Raw genomic sequence first — 16962 nt, forward strand, 5'->3', positions numbered from 1 at the left:
GTTATTCATCTTTCGGATACTCAATGGTTTTGTAGCTGACAACTTTATTGTTTACCATTACTTGATAGTACCCTTTTTGGCCGGGTTCAATCTTTAGTTCGATCGTTCGTTCAGTCGGCTCTTTTATCTTAAATTCTTCGTAAGTGTCAGAGATGCTGTGATCCGCATCGTCAACCGCGATTTGCACTTGAAGCTCGTCCCCTTCATTTTCTGGTTCGTAGGGGATCTTGACCTTTTCTTTCACTGTTTTCGCAGGTTTTTTCTCTGGTCCGAGAGAGAATGTCACTTCAACTTCGTTCCCCGGCTTTACTGCCGTACCTGCTGCTGGTTTTTGTTTGACAACCTGTCCTTCTGGAACATCATCTGAGTATGCTTCTTTTTCTACAAGCTTCAATCCGTTGTCTTCCAGATATCCAGACGCTGCTTCTTTACTGTAGGTTTTCAAGTCTCTAAGCGTAATGTCTTCGGGTCCGATACTGACTGTAAGTTTGACTTGATCTTCACTCGGGACAAGCTCAGTCCCTGCTGAAGGATTTTGGTCAATGACAGTGCCCGCGTTTTTCTCGTCATTTACTTCATTTACCGTTACATGTTTAAACCCTTGGTCCTTCAACGCTTTTTTTGCCTGGTCGACCGTTTGGCCTGTCACATCACCGATCTCCGTTTTTGCTTTTCCGGTGCTCTTATAAAGGGTGACCGTGGCGCCTTCTTTGACTGTGGTATCCGCTTTAGGATCCGTTTTTACCATCAGGCCCTCTTCAATTTTTTCATCTGAGATTTCCAACACCTCGGAATCAACCTGTAAACCTTCTTTTTCCAAGAGCCCTGCGGCTTTTTCGTATTCCATTCCGGAGACATCAGGTATTTTGACATCCTTAGGCATGAAAAGCGACGGAAAAACAGTGACAGCAAGAATTCCAGCTGTGATAAAAACGAGGCATATCGTGAGCAAAACCCACGGCCACTTTTTTCTTTTGCCGTTCTTCTTTGTTTTGTTTTCTTGTGCGGTTGTCACTTCAGCTTCTTTTTCGCCAGCAGCTTTAGCGAGTTCTTCATCTTTAATGATAGGTATCGCTTTTGTCATTTCTTCATCTTCTTGAATCGTAAATCTCTTTTCATTGAGTCTGTCGGCATCAAAAGCTGTTTTTATGTCTGCTTCCATGTCTTCAGCCGTTTCGTAGCGATGAAAAGGATCTTTGGCAGTTGCCTTGAGTATGATGTTTTCAACGCTTTGGGGGACCGATGGATTCCACCTTTTTGCCGAAGGAGTTTCCGCTTGAAGATGCTTCAAGGCGATGCTGACTGCTGACTCTCCATCAAACGGAATACGGCCGGTTAAAAGCTCAAATAGAACGATTCCAAGCGCATAAATATCCGATTTCTTTGTGGCTAAGCCGCCTCGGGCCTGTTCAGGTGATAAGTAATGGACCGAGCCCAGAACTGAATTGGTATGGGTGATTGTGGTCGAACTTAGTGCCGTCGCAATTCCAAAATCCGTTACTTTGATATTTCCCATATGATCAATCAAAATGTTATGCGGCTTGATGTCTCTGTGAACAATCTGGTTTTGATGGGCATGAGCGATGGCTGAGACAATTTGCTCCATGATGTTCAGCGCTTCTTTAGGGTGAAGCGGCCCATTTGCTGTTATGTATTCTTTAAGCGTCATGCCTTCAACGTATTCCATGACAATATAATAAATATCATCTTCCTCGCCCAAATCGTAAATGCTGACAATATTCGGGTGATCGAGGCTTGATGCGGATTGGGCTTCTCTGCGGAAACGTCTGATAAATTCATTGTCATTTGCATAGTCAAACCGCAGGATTTTAATTGCGACTTCACGGTCTAGAATGATATCCTCAGCTAAATACACGTTGGCCATTCCCCCGCCACCTATAACGCGGAGAATTTGGTAACGCCCGCTGATCCGCTTGCCGATTAGCACTGATCTTCACCCTCTTCAGCTTGTAAAGCAAGCTCAAGCAAAACTGCTGTTATGTTGTCTTCTCCGCCATTCTGATTGGCTTTGTCCACAAGCAGGTTTACTTTTTCCTGAGGAGCTGAATCGCTTTGCAGGATGTCTTTTAACTCAGTGCCTTCCACTTTATTCGTCAGTCCGTCAGAACATAGAAGCAGTTTGTCTCCGGGTTCTATATCAAAGGAACGGGTGTCAATGCTGACTGACTGGTCTGTTCCAAGCGCCTTCGTCAACACATTTTTTCGCGGATGATGTTCAGCGTCTTCTCTGGAAATCTCTCCAGTGCGAACCAGTTCATTTACAAGCGAATGGTCTTCTGTCACTTGAACGAAATCATCGTCCTGAAGCAAATAGCATCTGCTGTCTCCGATATGGGCAACAGAAACCGTTTTCCCCGCAAAAAGCGCACATACAATCGTCGTCCCCATGCCTTGGCATTCTTCGTGGGCTTGAGCGTGATCGTATATTTTGCTGTTTACCGAAAGAATCTGTTCAATGAGCCATTTTTCACATTCCGAGGGCGCAGTTGGAATCGTCTCTGCTTCATTCCATTTCTCCCCCATGGCTTTCACAGCCATCTTGCTCGCAACATCTCCAGCAAGATGGCCGCCCATGCCATCAGCGACAACCGCTAATATAAATTCATCTTTCCCCTTGAATATCCCCGCATCATCTTCATTATGCTGGCGGATTTTTCCTGTATCTGTTTTTAAGGCTGTTAACAACCCTCATCACCTCGTCTCGTCTTGACGCTCCTTCGCGCGAAGCTGACCGCAGGCTGCGTCAATGTCATGTCCTTGCTCTCTTCGGATTGTGACATTTACTCCGCGGGATTTCAGCGTTTTTTCAAAAGCAAAAATCTGATCACGCGGTGTGCGCACATAGTCCCGTTCAGGCACGTAGTTTACCGGAATCAAGTTCACGTGGCATTTGACTCCTTCCAGCAAGTCGGCAAGCTCTTCGGCGTGTTCCACCTGGTCGTTTACGCCTCCGAACAGCCCGTATTCAAAGCTGATACGGCGTCCTGTTTTATTAATATAATATTTAACGGCTTCCATTAGATCAGGCAGTTTATATGCTCTGTTAATCGGCATCAAACGGCTTCTGATTTCTGTGTTCGGCGCGTGCAGAGAAATTGCAAAGTTAATCTGCATTTGCTGATCAGCAAATTCGTAAATTTTCGGGATGATTCCACTCGTAGAGACCGTAATATGGCGAGCACCGATATTCAGGCCCTTGTCATGGTTAATGATTTTCAAGAAAGCGAGCATTTCGTTAAAGTTATCAAAAGGTTCGCCGATTCCCATGATCACGACAGAGCTGACGCGTTCATCCGTTTCATCAAGAGCTTTTTGCACTTTGACTACTTGAGCGACAATTTCCCCTGCTTCAAGGTTTCGTTTTAAGCCTCCAAGCGTTGACGCGCAGAATGTGCAGCCAATACGGCAGCCGACTTGTGTCGTTACACATACAGAATTGCCATACTCGTGTCTCATTAAAACGGTTTCGATGGTATAACCGTCATGAAGCTCAAACAAAAACTTCATCGTACCGTCTTGAGAGGTTTGTTTAACAGCCGTTTTCAGCGTTGTTAACACAAAGTGAGTGTTTAATTTCTCACGCAGATCCTTTGAGAGGTTTGTCATATCTTCAAAAGAAGATACGCGTTTTTCATATAGCCATTCAAAGATCTGGGCTGCACGGAACGGTTTCTCTCCATTGTCTGTCAGCCATTGTTTGATTTCATCTAATTCAAAAGAATAAATAGACGGACGCTCTGTCCGCAATTCTTTTCTTACTTTTGTTTTATTAAGTTCTGCCATTGCTTATCCCTTCTTTCTCATGCTGCAAATAAAGAAACCATCTGTTCCGAAATAATGAGGAAGGATTTGAAGCCTTCCATCCCGAACAAAGGGTCTCACCTTTTCAGGCAGCCGCTTTTCAAGAGACAAATCGGGTTCAAAATCAGGATGTTCTTGTATAAACGCATGTATTACTTCATCATTTTCTGTCCGGTCCATTGTACACGTACTGTAGACAAGAGTGCCACCTTTTTTTACTAATGGTGCGATTTCCCTCAAGATCGACAGCTGGATTTCAGCTAGACGGGCGCTGTCGTCAGGTTTTTTCGTGTATTTCATGTCCGGCTTTCTTCTGATAACACCGAAACCTGAGCACGGGGCATCGACCAATATTCGGTCAAACTGTTCGTTTTCAAACGTTTCCCCCGCTTTTCTAGCATCCATTGTTTCCGCATGAATGATTGTCAGGCCAAGCCGATCTGCCGCTTCTTTGATCAGCTTCACTTTATGTTTGTGAAGATCAAGCGACGTAACGCTCCCCTTGTTCTTCATTAATTCTGCGATATGAGCCGACTTTCCGCCAGGCGCCGCACACGCGTCAAGCACTGTTTCATCTGACTTAGGATCAAGGGCGCGGGCGACGAGCATGGAGCTCTCATCCTGGATAGAAACTTCGCCGTTTTGGAAGAAATGAGTTCCGGCAATTGTTCCCTTTAAGAGCTTCACAGCATCTTCAGCGAGGTCGCCTTTTTCAACTTCGATTCCCTCAGCAGCCATTTGGTCAAGCAGCTCAGCTCTGTCTGCTTTCATTTGATTGACACGCAGCGTCTGTTTCGGCGGAATGAGATGGATGCGGCAAATCTTTTCCGCAGCTTCAAATCCATACGCATCCGCCCACTCTTTCACAAGCCATTCCGGATGGCTTGTTTCTGTCGCCAGCCGGCGGACAGGATCTTCGATCGCGTCAAAGGATGGAACACCTTCGCGCTGAATAGAACGGAGCACGCCGTTGACAAATGAAGCAATGCCTTTGTGTCCGCGGATTTTAGCAATCTCAACCGCTTCATGAATGGCTGCCCTGTCTGGAATCTTCTCCAAATACTCCATTTGATATAAGGATAGGCGAAGAAGCTGAATCACCCACGGCTTTACCTTTTGAGGCTTATTGATAAACGGTTTAAGCATATAATCAAGCGCGATCTTATTTTGTAATGTACCATAGACAAGTTCAGTCAAAAGCCCTCTGTCCTGATCACTCAGTTCATTTGATTTAATGACCGATTTCAGCAGCAGGTTGCTGTATGCCTGGTTTTGTTCTAATTTGATCAGCGCCTCAAGGGCGATGTCACGAACACTAGTTTTTTTCATTGTTTACTCCTAACACATCACCGGCTTCAACATGAGCGCCTCGCACAAAGTCTTCGCCTTTCATTCGTTTTTTGCCTGCCGGCTGGAGTTCGGTTAATAACAGAGCCGTCTCGTTACCTGTGGCAACGATAATTCCTTCCTTTTCAACTGCAACGACTGTGCCGGGCTCAGCTGTTGTTGGTGCCGCTATTTTTTTCGACGCCCATATTTTCAAGTTTTGTCCGTTTAGAGTCGTATAAGCAACAGGCCATGGATTTAAGCCGCGGATCTGGTTGTAAAGCTCTTCGCCCGTTCTGGACCAGTCGAGCAGCTCTTGCTCTCTTTTAATGTTAGGCGCGTACGTCGCTTTCTCTTCATCCTGCTTTTCAGGTGATATGCTGCCGGCAATAACGTTTGGAACCGTTTCAGACAATAGCTTCGCGCCAGCAACGCTTAATTTATCGTGCAGTGTTCCGACATTGTCGGTTTCTTCAATGTCCACTTCCACTTTTGAGATCATATCGCCCGCATCCAATTTTTCTACCATATACATAATGGTAATCCCGGTTTTCTTCTTTCCCTGCAGAATGGAATAATGGATCGGAGCACCGCCGCGCAGTTCCGGCAAAAGGGATGCGTGAACGTTAATGCAGCCGTATTTTGGACTGTCGAGAAGCTCTTTAGGCAAAATTTGTCCGAATGCCGCCGTTACAATCAGGTCAGGCTTTAATGCCAGCACTTTTTCAATTTCTTCTGTCAATCTGACTTTTTCCGGCTGAAGAACCGGGATGCCGTGGCGCAATGCCTCTTCCTTTACCGGAGGAGGTGTCAGTACTTTTTTTCTGCCCTTCGGACGGTCCGGCTGTGTGACGACCCCCACTACTTCATATCCGTCCTCTATCAGGGTTCTTAAAACAGGAACTGAAAAATCCGGCGTTCCCATAAATACGATTCTCGTCATCAAATCATCCTTCCATATCCACTAGTTCATCTTCTGTATAGTATTTACTTATTTTAGATGTAAACAGCACACCGTCTAAGTGGTCCATTTCATGCTGCACGGCTCTTGCTAAAAAGCCTCGCGCTTCCAGAATGAACGGTTTTCCCTGACGGTTAAACGCACGCACTTTGACATAATCGGCACGTGTGACATCACCATAGACGTTAGGAAAGCTCAAGCATCCTTCAATTCCGGTTTGCTCGCCGCTTTTTTCTAAAATTTCAGGATTAACGAGATCAATTCTCCCTCTGTCATCCCCGATATCTACGACGGCCGCTCTTTTTAAAATGCCGATTTGCGGCGCTGCCAGTCCGACACCATCCATTTCAAGCATGGTGTCGTACATATCATCAAGCAGTTTTTTTAGCTTTTTATCAAAAACAGTCACGGTTTCCGCAGGTGTTTCCAAAACCTCCGCAGGATGTGTGACGACCTTTTTTACTGCCAATTTGTTACCCTCCAAGACGTGAGATCTTACATCATCATATAAGGATTCATATCAATTGAAATCATTACATGTTTTTGTTCAATTTCGCGTTTATAATGTTCCAGTATCTTCTTCAATAAAGCGGATAACTGGGTTTCCTGTTTGTATTTTATCACGCATTGATAGCGATATCTATCTTTGATCCTGGCTATCGGCGACGCGCTTGGTCCGAGAATTTTCGTGTCAGCTCCGCAGTTTGCTTTCAAAAAATGAGCGATTTTTTCAGCTGTAACCGCTGCTTTCGCCACTTCCTCATGAGAAACAGTCACAAGAGCCAAATAGTAGTATGGCGGATAGGATTGCTCCCTCCTGTGCGCCATTTCATGCTGATAGAACGTTTCATAATCGTGTGTTTTCGTCAGCTGGATACTGTAATGAGACGGTGTATACGTTTGAATGATGACATGGCCGGGCTTTTCATGCCTGCCTGCCCGGCCGCTGACTTGCGTTAACAGCTGAAATGTTTTTTCAGCCGATCTGAAATCAGGAATATGAAGTGTTGTATCAGCACTTAACACTCCGACAAGCGTGACATTCGGAAAATCAAGCCCTTTCGCGATCATTTGCGTTCCGAGAAGAATATCCGCTTTTCCTTCTCCGAAAGCTGACAGTAATTTTTCATGGGCGCCTTTCCGTGATGTCGTGTCAACATCCATCCGAATCACTCTCGCACTTGGCAGCACTTTTGTCAGCTCTTCCTCCACTCGCTGTGTTCCCGTTCCGAAAAAGCGGATATGCTCGCTTGCGCATTCAGGACAAGTGTGCGGAACAGGCTCTTCATGTCCGCAATAATGGCATTTCAGCCTTTGGCCGTAACGATGATACGTCATGGAAATGTCGCAGTGCGGGCATTGCGGGACATAGCCGCAATCCCTGCACATCACAAAGGAAGAATAGCCCCTCTTATTTAAAAACAGCACCGCCTGCTCACCCTTGGCAATCGTTTCTTCAAGCTTTTCCATCAATTCAACTGAAAACATCGAGCGATTGCCGTTTCTAAGCTCCTCTCTCATATCGACAAGCGAAACCTCGGGCATCACCCGGTGGTTAACACGGTGCTTCAGTGAAAGAAGCTCGTATACGCCCTTTTGCGCTCTAGCATATGATTCTAATGTCGGCGTAGCACTCCCTAATACAACCGGGCAGCTGTGATGCTCAGCCCGCTTGATTGCCACCTCTTTCGCATGATAGCGCGGCATTTCTTCCTGTTTATAGGAAGACTCGTGCTCTTCATCGATGATTATCATTCCGAGATTTTCAAACGGAGCAAAAATGGCGGATCTGGCACCGACGACAAGCCGTACTTCCTTCCGGTGGATTTTACGCCACTCGTCATATTTTTCTCCTGTGGATAAACCGCTGTGCATGACTGCCACCTGGGAGCCGAAGCGGCCCTTGAAGCGGTTGACCATTTGCGGCGTCAGCGATATTTCCGGTACGAGGACGATGGCTTCTTTTCCTTTCGCCAGTACTTTTTCAATTGATTGCAGATAAATTTCGGTTTTTCCGCTTCCTGTCACGCCGTGAAGGAGGAACACTTTATGCTCATCGCTGTCCAATGTCTCGCGTATGGGCTCGAAGGCAGCCCTCTGTTCGTCTGTCAGCGGCAGGGGCTCTGTTTTTTTGAACATTTTGTCCTGATAGGGATCTCTGTAAACCTCTTCATAGCTTTCCTTCAAAAGCCCTTTTTGGATAAGGGTTTTGATGGTTGCAGAGCTCGTGTCCGTTTTTTTGCACAATTCCGCCGCAGGAATTTTCACACCTTCCGGCTCAGAGATGAGAAAGTGAAGAATCGCCTGCTGTTTTGCTGCTTGGCGGGACAATCCCTCAGCCTGCTTAGCAAGCTCTTCTTTACTCGCATTTGCCTGAATATGCCTGACCATTTTTTTATTGGTTTTTTGCGCGACTTTATACGTCACGTCAATGTCCCCTTTTTGAACATGCCTTTGAATCAGTTTCAGCGTCTCATGATCGGGTATATCTGAATACAGCAGCGTCTTTGTTTCAGAAAACAGCCGTTCCACTTGCGGCGGAAGATCGGCTCCGTGTGCAATTTTTAATTCTTTTTCATATTTCGCCTTTAAGGCGGCAGGCAGCATTGCTTGAAGCGCCGTTATTTTAAAAGACAGCGTTTTGTCTGACAGCCATGATGACAGAATCATAAGCTCCTCTGTCAGAACAGGTGTAAGATCTAATAAATCCTCTACTTCCTTGACAGATTTTCCCGATAGGTCAGATGCTTCTTTGACTGCTGTCACAAACCCTTGAATCTTACGGGGGCCAAACGGAACAATGACCCGCATCCCCGTTTTGATCATGCCCTTCAGATGGTCTGGGATTTTATAATCAAAAGGCCTGTCTATATTTTTGGTGCTGACATCAACGATGACTTCTGCAAAATTCATGAGCGCTCTCCGGTTTGTTTTGAGAGGGCTGCGATCTCCTGAAGGATTTCAAAAGAAACATCGAGCTTAGACATAATCGGGAGTTCGCGTTTATGCCCGTCTTTGAAAAAGATTGTCACGATATTCGTATCAGCACCAAAACCGGCCCCATTTGCTTTCACATCATTTGCCACAATCAAATCAAGGTTTTTAGCGGCGAGCTTTTTACGTGCATAGTGTTCAATGTCTTGTGTTTCGGCGGCAAATCCGACCAAAATCTGCTCTTTCTTTTTCTCGCCCAATTCTTTCAAAATATCGACTGTTCTTTTCAGTTCTAAGGTCATGCCGCCGTCTTGTTTTTTCATTTTATGGTCAAATACTGTTTTCGGCGTAAAATCGGCTACCGCAGCTGTTTTAATGACTATATCGCTTGCGTCATACACAGAGAGCACAGCTTCGCGCATATCCGCAGCCGATTGAACAGGGATAAACTCAGCAAGGCCTTTAGGCTGATCAAGTGAAACAGGCCCAGAAATTAAGGTTACCCGTGCGCCGAGCTGAACAGCAGCCTCCGCTAGTGCGTAGCCCATTTTGCCCGTCGATTTATTGGTAAAAAACCGGACAGGATCAATCGCTTCCCGCGTTGGGCCGGCTGTAATGACCACATGCTTGCCTTCTAAAGGAGCGGATGTTTCTTCAGCAAAATGTTTTTCGGCCAGCTTTACGATGTTTTCCGGCTCTTCCAATCTGCCTTTTCCTACGTAACCGCATGCTAAATAGCCCTCACTTGGCTCAATAAAACGATAACCGTCCTGATAAAGAACAGAAATGTTTCGTTTGACTGCCGGGTGGTCATACATATGAACGTTCATCGCCGGCGCGATCCAAACGGGAGCCGTTGCTGCCAACAATGTTGTCGTCAGCATATCATCAGCGATGCCGTTTGCCAGTTTTCCAATCACATTAGCCGTAGCCGGCGCTACGATAATCAAGTCGGCCCAGTCTGCGGCATCAATATGAGAAATAACGCTTGGATTTTGTTCTTTAAATGTATCTGTATAGACTTCGTGGCGGCTCAATGCCTGAAATGTCAGCGGTGAAACGAATCGGCAAGCGGACTCAGTCATAATCACTTTGACATTTGCTCCTGCCTGAACCAGCTTGCTCGTTAACGCACAGGCTTTATAAACAGCGATGCCTCCGCTCACGCAAAGTAACACATTTCGATTGTTTAGCAATGAATTCTCCCCCTCTGCACTTTACAAAACCGCACGGAAAAAAATAACAACCTACATGTGATATAGGTTGCTACTTGTGCTACTATTCGCGGTCTTCCTTTTCAAACGAAAGCAGGCCTGCATCAATTTCTTCTAAAGCTTTGCCTACATATTTGTGTGAAATCGTATGTTCAATCATTTGGTCTTTTTTGATTTGCATTTCACGTGCGCGTCTCGCAGAAACAGTCACCAGCGTATATTTTGAATCTAATTTATTCATTAAAGAATCAATTGACGGATCTAACATTGATTATTCAACCTCCAGCATTTTCTTATATCTTGGTGCAACGCGTTCACGCTTCAAATGTTCAGCAAGAACGATTGCTTTGATTTTATCGCAAGCCGTTTCGACATTATCGTTTTCAACGACATAGTCATAAGCATCCATCATTTCGATCTCAGCTTTTGCGGCTTTCATTCGATTTTCAATCAGAGCGTCTGTTTCTGTGCCTCGTGTCACGATTCTGTTTTTCAGTTCAGAAAGGCTTGGAGGCGCAAGGAAAATAAACAGGCCTTCCGGGAAAGCATTTCTCACTTGAAGAGCCCCTTGAACTTCAATTTCTAAAAAGACGTCTTTTCCATCTTGAAGCGTCTGTTCAACATAATCGACTGGCGTGCCGTAATAATTGCCGACATACTCTGCCCATTCAAGCAGCTTGTTGTCCGCAATCATTTGTTCGAATTCGTCTCTTGTTTTGAAAAAATAATCGACTCCGTTCACTTCGCCCTCTCTTGGACTTCTTGTGGTTACTGAAATCGAATATTCAAATTTTGTGTCTTCCTGCGAAAAGATCGCTTGTCGAACCGTTCCTTTACCAACTCCTGAGGGACCTGAGAGAACGATTAATAACCCTCTTTCTTTCATGCGGCAATTACCCCTGCCCTTCATCCATAATTTCTTCTTTAACAGAAAGTCTGTGTGCAACTGTCTCAGGCTGGACGGCAGATAAGATAATGTGATCACTATCCATGACGACAACTGCACGGGTTCTTCGTCCGTATGTAGCGTCAATTAGCATTCCGCGGTCTCTTGCATCCTGAATCATCCGTTTGATTGGCGCAGACTCCGGGCTGACAATCGAAATCATCCGATTGGCGGAGATGATATTGCCAAATCCGATATTAATCAGTTTAATCGTCATCTTCTACGTTCCCCCTGTAAAATAGACGTCTCTAGTTTAGCCTAGTAAGACCGTCTGTAAACAATACGCACAGTCACTATTCTATATTTTGCACTTGTTCTTTTATTTTTTCAATAGAACTTTTCATTTCAACGACAAGCTTTGTGATCTGATGATCATTTGCTTTTGAGCCGATCGTATTTGCTTCCCGATTGAGCTCCTGAACAAGAAAGTCGAGTTTGCGCCCGACAGCTCCGCCACTAGCTAATATATCACGAAACTGGGCGAAGTGGCTCTTCAGCCTTGTAATCTCTTCAGTGATATCAGAGCGGTCTGCAAAAATAGCGCATTCTGTTACAAGCCGGCTCTCGTCTAATACGTCTTCAGTCCATTCTTTGATTCTGGCGTACAGCCGTTCCCGGTAACGAGATACGACATCTGCAGCCAGCAATTCAGTTTCTCTCACCAGCTCTTCAAGCTGATCAATATGCATCAGGCAGTCTTTCGCTAAGAGCAGCCCCTCTTTTTCACGCATTTCACAGAGACCTTTTACCGCTTCTTCTGCAGCATCGATGATCAACGCCTCCAGCTTGTCATTTTGCGTCTGTTCTTCATGAATCTGGACGACATGATCAAGCTTAAAGAAATCCATTACATCGGGCTCTGCAGACAATTGATACCGCTTCTTCATATCTCTCGAGGCTGCGACAAACTCATCGAGCAGCGGCCAATCAATTTCAAGCCTTTTCTCAACAAGCATATCGCTGTCAACAGATACGAAAAGCTCAATTCTTCCGCGCTGAATATGCTGCAAAATGGTCTGTTTCAGCTTATCTTCAAAATATAGCAAAGGCCTTGGCAAACGAGCGTTCACTTCTTTAAATCTGTAGTTCACAGATTTAAGTTCAACGCTTACAGAGAGATCGTCTTGTGTTTTGCTTGCACTGCCGAAGCCTGTCATACTTCGTATCATTTTAAAACACCCAATTCTTCCCTGTTCTCATAATAAAAGGGCAATAGACACGCTATTACCCCTAAGATTATATCATATGAATTTATTTTTTTCTTGTTAAAAGTGATCCCGCCAGCAAAAAAGTAGGGATGGCGGACATACCGATGACGAGCATCCAATCCCCCGGCGTGATGGCTACAGTATGGAAAATCGGCTGAAGCGGCGGATAGTAGATTACTACAAGCATCAGCAAAATGGATGACAATACCGCGCCGATTAAATACAGGTTTTGAAACGGATTTCTAGAGAAAACAGAAGTTTCGCTGCGGCAGTCAAACACGTGAATAAGCTGAGCGAGCACCAATGTGGCAAACGCGATCGTCTGGGCATAAGCTAAGTTTTCCGGATTGCGGTGGTACACAATGATAAACGCTAAAATAGTGGCAACTCCGATTAAAAATCCTCTGGAAACGACCTTCCATCCTAGCTTGCGGGCAAATACCCCTTCTTTCGGATGACGGGGCTTGCGCTTCATGACGTCTCCTTCGGGCTGATCCATGCCGAGCGCCATTGCCGGCAATCCGTCCGTCACCAAGTTGACCCACAAAATCTGAATCGGAACGAGCGGTAAAGGAAGGGCGAGCAGCATCGCAAACAGCATGACAAGGATTTCTCCGACGTTAGACGCCAGCAGGTATCTGATAAACTTCCTGATATTTTCGTAGATGTTCCTGCCTTCTTTTATCGCCGATTTAATCGTCGCAAAATTATCATCCACGAGAACAAGAGATGATGCTTCTTTGGCCACATCTGTCCCGGTAATGCCCATAGAGACGCCGATATCAGCTTGTTTAATGGCAGGAGCATCATTGACGCCGTCTCCCGTCATCGCCACAATATGCCCGTTCTCCTGATAGGCTTTTACGATTTTTAGTTTATGTTCAGGGGAAACGCGGGCAAATACATACACATCCTCCACCACATGAGAAAGCTCTTCTTGAGAAAGTTCATTCAGCATCTTGCCGTCCATGATTTTGCCGCTTTTCGGAAGGAGGCGCAAGTCTTTCGCTATCGCTTTAGCGGTTTCTACATGATCACCTGTAATCATAACGGTCTTAATTCCTGCTTCACGGCATTCTTTTATCGCCTGCCTGACTTCCGGCCGCGGGGGATCAATGATACCTGAAAGGCCAAGCATGGTCAGATCTTTTTCCGCCTGCTCCATTGACGGTGTTTCGCCTGCTTTTATCGGCCTGTAAGCGACCGCTATCGTTCTGAGTGCCTGTGATGCCAAATGTCTTAATACCGCCTCTGTTTCTGCTTTTCTTTCATTTGAAAAAAGAGCCGCTGAGCCGTCATAATAAATACGGGAAGATCGCTGCATCAGTACATCCGGTGCACCTTTTGTAATGATATAGCGCTTTCTGTCTTGATCCTCTACGATGACAGTCATCATTTTCCGTGCAGAATCAAACGGAAATTCTTCGACCACCCGGTAGTTTGATTCAACAAACTCCTTTGAAAAACCGCCTTTTCTTGCCGCGGTGAGCAGCGCTCCCTCTGTCGGATCTCCGTCAAGCACATATTCGCCGTCTCTTTTCTCGATATTGGAGTTGTTACAAAGCGCTCCGAACAGAAGCATCTGCTGAAGCGGCTTATGTTCATTGACACTGATCTCTTTTTCGTTTAGTGTGAAGCTTCCTTTCGGTTCATAGCCGGCCCCTGCCACTCTCCATGTTTTCCCTCCGGACCAGACATGCGTCACTGTCATTTTGTTTTGGGTCATTGTCCCTGTTTTATCTGAGCAAATGATAGACGCACACCCAAGCGTTTCAACAGCAGGAAGCTTTCTAACAATGGATTTTTGTTTAATCATCCTCTGTACACCAAGCGAAAGCGCCACTGTCACAATCGCCGGCAGCCCCTCCGGAATAGCGGCTACCGCTAACGAGACACCTGCTAAAAACATACTGTACAGATCATGACCCTGAATAACACCGACAGCAACGACAAGTACGGTCAGAAGCAATGCAACCACAATCAAAATCTTTCCGAGCTGCTCCAGTCTTCTTTGCAGCGGGGTTGACAATGTCCCTGCCGATTCAAGCATGTCGGCAATTTTCCCCATAGCCGTATTCATTCCTGTCCCGACGACAACCCCGACACCGCTGCCGCGGGTCACAATCGTTCCCATAAATGCCATATTGGTAATATCGCCAAGTGAAACATCAGGTTTTTTCAATTTATCAGCATGCTTCACAACCGGGATTGATTCCCCGGTCAGCGCTGATTCTTCTATTTCAAGGCTTCTCGCTTCAACAATTCGAACGTCTGCGCCAATTCTGTCCCCGCTCGTAAATTTCACAATATCCCCCGGCACAAGTTCCTTAGAAGGAATCTTTGTCCAGCTTCCTTCCCTGAGTGCCATGACATGCGGTGTTGAAAGCTCTTTTAAAGCCTGAAGAGATTGCTCAGCTCGCCTTTCTTGAAAGAAACCGAGTATGCCATTCACAAACACAATCGCAATAATCGCAACCGCATCTACATATTCACCAAGAAAACCTGAGATTAACGTTGCCGCCAGAAGCACAAGCACCATAAAATCTTTGAACTGCGCGAAAAACAAGAGAAGCGCTGAAGTTTTTTTCCCTTCTTGCAGCTCGTTTGGTCCATGCTTGTCAAGGCGTTTTTTTACCTCTTTTTCTGTTAATCCTTGTTTCATGGACGTATTGGTTGCCTCTAGTAAATCTGTTTGTCCCATTTCATGAAACTTCATTCCGCTCGTCCACTCCCCTGCTCTCTTATAGAGATATCACTCTATAAGCATGCTTATTCTGACTCGTCCCATTTCATGCTATAATTATCGAATGCAGGAAGAATGAGAGGGTGTATTGCATATGTCGTTTGATGGCATGTTTACATACGGAATGACACACGAACTTAACGAGAAAATAATGGGCGGACGAATTACAAAAATCCATCAGCCATATAAGCACGATGTGATTTTCCACATCCGTGCCAAGGGAAAAAACCAAAAACTATTATTATCGGCACATCCGAGCTATTCACGGGTGCATATCACGGCACAAGCTTATGAAAATCCAAGCGAACCGCCAATGTTTTGCATGTTGCTGAGAAAGCATATCGAAGGCGGATTCATTGAGAAAATTGAACAAGCGGGCTTAGACCGCATCATGATTTTTCATATCAAAAGCCGAAACGAAATTGGCGATGAAACCGTACGAAAGCTTTATGTAGAAATTATGGGCCGCCACAGCAATATCATTTTGACTGACGCAGCAGAAAATGTGATTATCGACGGACTTAAGCATTTATCACCGTCAATGAACAGCTACCGTACAGTACTGCCCGGCCAAGATTATAAGCTTCCGCCTGCTCAGGACAAAATATCGCCTCTTGAGGTGTCAGAAGATGATATTTTGCGTCACCTCAGCTTTCAAGAAGGAAGGCTTGATAAACAAATTGTCGACCACTTTTCAGGCGTGTCTCCGCTTTTCGCCAAAGAAGCAGTTCACAGAGCAGGCCTTGCTAACAAAGTCACACTGCCAAAAGCGTTGCTGGCACTGTTTGCCGAAGTGAAAGAGCACCGTTTCATTCCCAACATTACGACTGTAAACGGAAAGGAATATTTTTATTTACTGGAGCTGACTCATCTAAAGGGCGAAGCGCGCCGTTTTGATTCATTAAGCGAACTGCTCGACCGTTTTTATTTCGGAAAAGCTGAACGAGACCGGGTCAAACAGCAGGCTCAGGATCTTGAGCGTTTTGTTGTGAACGAACGGAAGAAGAATGCCAACAAAATTAAAAAATTAGAGAAAACCTTGGAGTATTCGGAAAACGCGAAGGAATTTCAGCTTTACGGGGAGCTTTTAACCGCTAATTTATATATGCTGAAAAAAGGTGATAAACAGGCTGAGGTCATCAATTATTATGATGAAGAAAGCCCGACAATCACGATTCCTTTAAACCCGAACAAAACGCCTTCTGAAAACGCACAGGCCTATTTCACGAAGTATCAGAAAGCGAAAAATTCGGTCGCAGTTGTCGAGGAGCAAATCAGGCTGGCACAGGAAGAGATCGAATATTTTGATCAGCTGATTCAGCAGCTTTCGTCCGCTTCTCCCCGGGATATCAGCGAAATCAGGGAAGAGCTCGTAGAGGGCAAATATTTACGCCCTAAGCAGCAAAAAGGCCAGAAAAAGCAAAAACCGCACAATCCGGTGTTAGAAACATATGAATCCACCTCAGGGCTGACAATTTTAGTGGGTAAGAACAATCGTCAAAATGAATATTTAACGACAAGAGTGGCGGCCAGAGACGATATCTGGCTTCACACGAAGGACATTCCAGGCTCCCACGTTGTGATCAGAAGCAGCGAACCGGATGAGCAAACAATCATGGAAGCCGCGACAATTGCAGCTTATTTTTCAAAAGCTAAAGATTCAAGTTCAGTGCCTGTAGATTATACAAAAATCAGGCATGTCAAAAAACCAAACGGCGCGAAACCCGGTTTCGTCACCTATGACAGCCAGCATACCGTCTTTGTCACGCCTGATGCTGATACTGTCATCAAGCTCAAAAAAAGCTGAA

Annotated in this window: 14 protein-coding genes; 1 reads left to right on the forward strand and 13 read right to left on the reverse strand. The window is 45.4% G+C overall.

Annotated features, from left to right (window positions below; genetic code table 11):
- Position 1 precedes the first annotated feature (1 nt).
- From prkC to MKY10_RS13240, 13 genes are all read right to left on the reverse strand, one after another.
- Positions 2–1948, reverse strand: a complete 1947-nt coding sequence (prkC, locus tag MKY10_RS13180; RefSeq protein ID WP_015252109.1) for a serine/threonine protein kinase PrkC — start codon at positions 1946–1948, stop codon at positions 2–4.
- Complete coding sequence (gene prpC, locus MKY10_RS13185) at positions 1942–2706, reverse strand: protein-serine/threonine phosphatase PrpC (protein WP_048654879.1); 765 nt, start codon at positions 2704–2706, stop codon at positions 1942–1944. The genes prkC and prpC overlap by 7 nt, the downstream gene beginning before the upstream one ends.
- A gap of 6 nt (positions 2707–2712) precedes the next feature.
- Positions 2713–3804, reverse strand: coding sequence for a 23S rRNA (adenine(2503)-C(2))-methyltransferase RlmN (gene rlmN / locus MKY10_RS13190; RefSeq protein WP_015252110.1), 1092 nt, complete (start codon positions 3802–3804; stop codon positions 2713–2715).
- Positions 3805–3807: 3 nt separating this feature from the next.
- Entirely contained in the window at positions 3808–5151 is a 1344-nt protein-coding gene (gene rsmB / locus MKY10_RS13195) for a 16S rRNA (cytosine(967)-C(5))-methyltransferase RsmB (RefSeq protein WP_015252111.1), read from the reverse strand.
- Positions 5138–6091: a methionyl-tRNA formyltransferase gene (gene fmt / locus MKY10_RS13200; protein ID WP_003232070.1), complete on the reverse strand. Its 954-nt coding sequence runs from the start codon at positions 6089–6091 to the stop codon at positions 5138–5140. The genes rsmB and fmt overlap by 14 nt, the downstream gene beginning before the upstream one ends.
- A gap of 4 nt (positions 6092–6095) precedes the next feature.
- The gene (gene def, locus MKY10_RS13205) at positions 6096–6578 is read right to left on the reverse strand and encodes a peptide deformylase (RefSeq protein WP_044052533.1); all 483 of its coding nucleotides are present in this window, start codon (positions 6576–6578) and stop codon (positions 6096–6098) included.
- 26 nt (positions 6579–6604) lie between these two features.
- The gene (gene priA / locus MKY10_RS13210; protein WP_003232079.1) at positions 6605–9022 is read right to left on the reverse strand and encodes a primosomal protein N'; all 2418 of its coding nucleotides are present in this window, start codon (positions 9020–9022) and stop codon (positions 6605–6607) included.
- Positions 9019–10239 carry a bifunctional phosphopantothenoylcysteine decarboxylase/phosphopantothenate--cysteine ligase CoaBC gene (gene coaBC, locus MKY10_RS13215; RefSeq protein ID WP_015252114.1) on the reverse strand — a complete coding sequence of 407 codons (1221 nt, stop codon included), beginning with the start codon at positions 10237–10239 and terminating at the stop codon, positions 9019–9021. Before coaBC ends, priA begins: the two co-directional genes overlap by 4 nt.
- Before the next feature lie 82 nt (positions 10240–10321).
- Entirely contained in the window at positions 10322–10525 is a 204-nt protein-coding gene (gene rpoZ / locus MKY10_RS13220) for a DNA-directed RNA polymerase subunit omega (protein ID WP_003221520.1), read from the reverse strand.
- A 3-nt stretch (positions 10526–10528) separates the two neighbouring features.
- Positions 10529–11143: a guanylate kinase gene (gene gmk, locus MKY10_RS13225; RefSeq protein ID WP_003232083.1), complete on the reverse strand. Its 615-nt coding sequence runs from the start codon at positions 11141–11143 to the stop codon at positions 10529–10531.
- Between the two features lie 7 nt (positions 11144–11150).
- Positions 11151–11420 carry an extracellular matrix/biofilm regulator RemA gene (gene remA, locus MKY10_RS13230; RefSeq protein WP_003154355.1) on the reverse strand — a complete coding sequence of 90 codons (270 nt, stop codon included), beginning with the start codon at positions 11418–11420 and terminating at the stop codon, positions 11151–11153.
- 76 nt (positions 11421–11496) lie between these two features.
- Positions 11497–12372: a YicC/YloC family endoribonuclease gene (locus tag MKY10_RS13235; protein ID WP_048654878.1), complete on the reverse strand. Its 876-nt coding sequence runs from the start codon at positions 12370–12372 to the stop codon at positions 11497–11499.
- Between the two features lie 82 nt (positions 12373–12454).
- Positions 12455–15127, reverse strand: a complete 2673-nt coding sequence (locus MKY10_RS13240) for a calcium-translocating P-type ATPase, SERCA-type (protein WP_015252116.1) — start codon at positions 15125–15127, stop codon at positions 12455–12457.
- A gap of 121 nt (positions 15128–15248) precedes the next feature.
- On the opposite strand from MKY10_RS13240, the gene rqcH reads away from it, so the two are divergent.
- On the forward strand, positions 15249–16961 hold the full coding sequence (gene rqcH / locus MKY10_RS13245) for a tRNA modification protein RqcH (protein ID WP_029317786.1): 1713 nt from the start codon (positions 15249–15251) through the stop codon (positions 16959–16961).
- The last annotated feature ends 1 nt before the right edge of the window (position 16962 follow it).

The organism is Bacillus sp. FSL P4-0290 (assembly GCF_037975435.1).
GTDB lineage: Bacteria > Bacillota > Bacilli > Bacillales > Bacillaceae > Bacillus > Bacillus subtilis.